At 54.5% G+C, this 2576-nt stretch carries 3 protein-coding genes and 1 pseudogene; 3 read left to right on the forward strand and 1 reads right to left on the reverse strand.

The window, feature by feature from the left end; all coding sequences use genetic code 11:
* The 3 genes from INT22_RS20425 to trpC all read left to right on the forward strand — a co-directional run.
* A partial coding sequence (locus INT22_RS20425; RefSeq protein WP_446718933.1) for a glutamine amidotransferase-related protein occupies positions 1-161 on the forward strand: 161 nt, incomplete at its 5' end.
* 36 nt (positions 162-197) lie between these two features.
* On the forward strand, positions 198-1217 hold the full coding sequence (trpD, locus tag INT22_RS07415) for an anthranilate phosphoribosyltransferase (protein WP_193060907.1): 1020 nt from the start codon (positions 198-200) through the stop codon (positions 1215-1217).
* Between the two features lie 8 nt (positions 1218-1225).
* Positions 1226-2029: an indole-3-glycerol phosphate synthase TrpC gene (gene trpC, locus INT22_RS07420; RefSeq protein ID WP_089038614.1), complete on the forward strand. Its 804-nt coding sequence runs from the start codon at positions 1226-1228 to the stop codon at positions 2027-2029.
* Positions 2030-2049: 20 nt separating this feature from the next.
* Here trpC and INT22_RS07425 read toward each other — a convergent pair.
* A pseudogene (locus INT22_RS07425) lies at positions 2050-2576 on the reverse strand (FAD-binding oxidoreductase); the annotation flags it as partial.

Here is a 2576-nt window from a genome sequence, read left to right on the forward strand (position 1 = left end):
TTGAAATCACTGCCTGGACCGCAGACGATGACGTTACGCCAGGGCTGATAATGGGCTTTCGTCATCGCAGCCTGGATGTTGAAGGGGTACAGTTTCACCCTGAGTCAATACTCACGCGCCAAGGCCATGCGTTATTGGCTAACTTTTTAAAACGCGGCTGATTGCCAAATTTATACGCTTTAGGGGCTTTTCTGTTCATGCAAATGCGAGATGCAATTAACGCGGTGATGCGCCGCGAAGACCTCTCTTTCAATGCGATGCACGCGCTAATGCGCCAGATCATGACCGGCGAAGCCTCCGATGCGCAAATTGGTGGCCTGCTAGTGGGGCTTGCCATGAAAGGCGAGAGCGCCGAGGAAATTAGCGCGGCGGCACAGGTGATGCGCGAACTCATGAAGCGCGTTGAACTGCACACCGATAACGTAGTGGATATTGTCGGCACCGGCGGTGATGGTGCGAACCTGTTTAATGTTTCTACGGCGGCTAGCTTTGTGGCGGCTGCTGGGGGCGCTCATGTCGCTAAGCATGGTAACCGCAGCGTCTCTTCTTCGTCGGGCAGTGCAGACCTTTTTGATATCGCCGGCATTTACCTTGATCTTAAGCCTGAACAGGTAGCGCGCTGTATCGAACAGGTTGGCGTGGGCTTTATGTTTGCCCCCAATCATCACCCGGCTATGCGCTACGCTATCGGGCCGCGCCGGGAGATGGGCGTGCGCACGCTGTTTAACATCCTTGGCCCGTTGACTAACCCTGCAAGTGCGCTTAACCAGGTGCTGGGGGTTTACTCGCCGGAGTTAGTGCCGTTGATGGCTGAAGTGCTGCGCAAGCTTGGCAGTCGCCACGTGTTAGTGGTGTGCTCTGAAGATGGCTTGGATGAAATTTCCTTGGCGGCACCGACGCGCGTGGCTGAACTAAAAGATGACGAAATTACTGAGTACACCATCACTCCAGAAGAGTTGGGTATTGAGCGACAAAGCTTAGCTACGCTTAAAGCAGCCAGCGCTGAAGACAGCTTACGACTGGTAAAAGCCGCATTGAGTGGCGAGGGTGCGGCGGCAGATATAGTGGCCCTTAATGCGGGTGCCGCACTTTACTGCTCTGGTGTGGCCGACAGCTTAAAAGAAGGGGTGATGGTGGCCCAGGATGCGCAGGCCTCAAAGTTACCGCTAGAGAAGCTTCGAGAGCTTTCACACTTCACTAGCGTCTTTAAAAGGTAAAAAATCTAATGACTGACCAGGCAACGCCAACAATTTTAACGCGTATTTTGGCTCGTAAAGACGAAGAAGTAGCCGAGCGCCGACAAGCGGTTTCTGAAGCAGAACTGCTGGCGTTGGCTGACAAGCAAAGCGCCCCCCGTGGCTTTATTGCTGCACTGAATGCGCGTATTGCCGCTGGTGACGCAGCGGTTATCGCTGAGGTGAAAAAAGCTTCGCCTTCCAAAGGCGTGATACGTGAGGATTTTCATCCTGACGATATCGCTAAGCGTTATGCTGAGGGCGGCGCAGCCTGCTTGTCAGTATTAACGGATGCCGATTTCTTCCAGGGGCATGAAGACTTTCTGATCGCTGCCCGCGATGCCTGTGACCTTCCCGTTATTCGTAAAGATTTTATTACCCATCGCTATCAGGTAACCGAAGCGCGTGCCATCGGTGCAGACTGCATCCTGCTGATTGTTGCTGCCCTAGACGACACCCAGCTGCGCGATCTGCATCAGCAAGCCAATGCGTTAGGCATGGATGTACTGGTAGAAGTGCATGACGCCGTTGAGTTAGAGCGTGCCCTAGCGCTGGATCTAAAGCTGGTGGGCATCAACAACCGTAATTTGCATACCTTCGAGACCAGTCTGAACACCACATTAGACCTCCTGCCGCGCATTCCTGAAGGCGTCACGGTCATCACTGAATCCGGAATCCATACCCGCGATGACGTGGAGCTAATGCGCGACCATGAGGTGAACGGTTTCTTGGTTGGTGAAGCCTTTATGCGTGAAGAGGACCCTGGCCAAGCCCTCAAGCAGCTGTTTTTTTAATCAATGGTGTTAAACGCTTATTAACTTTCCCGCTTGAGGCATGTAAGTAGTGCCTGAAGCGGGTGGTGCAACGTTTGTGCTGAGTAGCGTTTCACCTGGCTACGGCAGGAGTAGCCGGTGGCGAGCAGCTTGCCCNNNNTAGCCGGTGGCGAGCAGCTTGCCCGTGTTTTCGTCGGCTTCCACCTGGGGCTGCCAGGATTGGGCATAAATGGTTTTGGAGGTTGCGACATTACGCGTTTCATGCCCGTAAGTGCCCGACATGCCGCAACACCCTGTGATGGCTAACTCCAGCTCTAAACCAAATGCCGCAAACACCTGCTGCCAAGCCTTTGGGCTGCCTGGGGCGTTGGTCTTTTCGGTGCAGTGAGACAGCAGCTTAAAGCCAGGGTCGGTTAGGTTCAGTGGGCGAGGCGCTAGCGTGTTCATACGGGTAGCCAGCCACTCTTGCAGCATGAACACCTCGGGGACCTGCTCGGCACCTAAGGCTTTCACGTACTCTTGGCGGTAGGTCAGCGTCATCGCCGGGTCGATCCCCACCATGGGTACG

Source organism: Halomonas sp. 3D7M (genome assembly GCF_014897885.1).
In the GTDB taxonomy this organism is placed as follows: Bacteria; Pseudomonadota; Gammaproteobacteria; order Pseudomonadales; family Halomonadaceae; genus Vreelandella.

Coding starts and splice junctions, on each gene's coding strand:
- trpD (WP_193060907.1), top strand. CDS start 198: ATGCAAATGCGAGATGCAATTAACGCGGTGATGCGCCGCGAAGACCTC.
- trpC (WP_089038614.1), top strand. CDS start 1,226: ATGACTGACCAGGCAACGCCAACAATTTTAACGCGTATTTTGGCTCGT.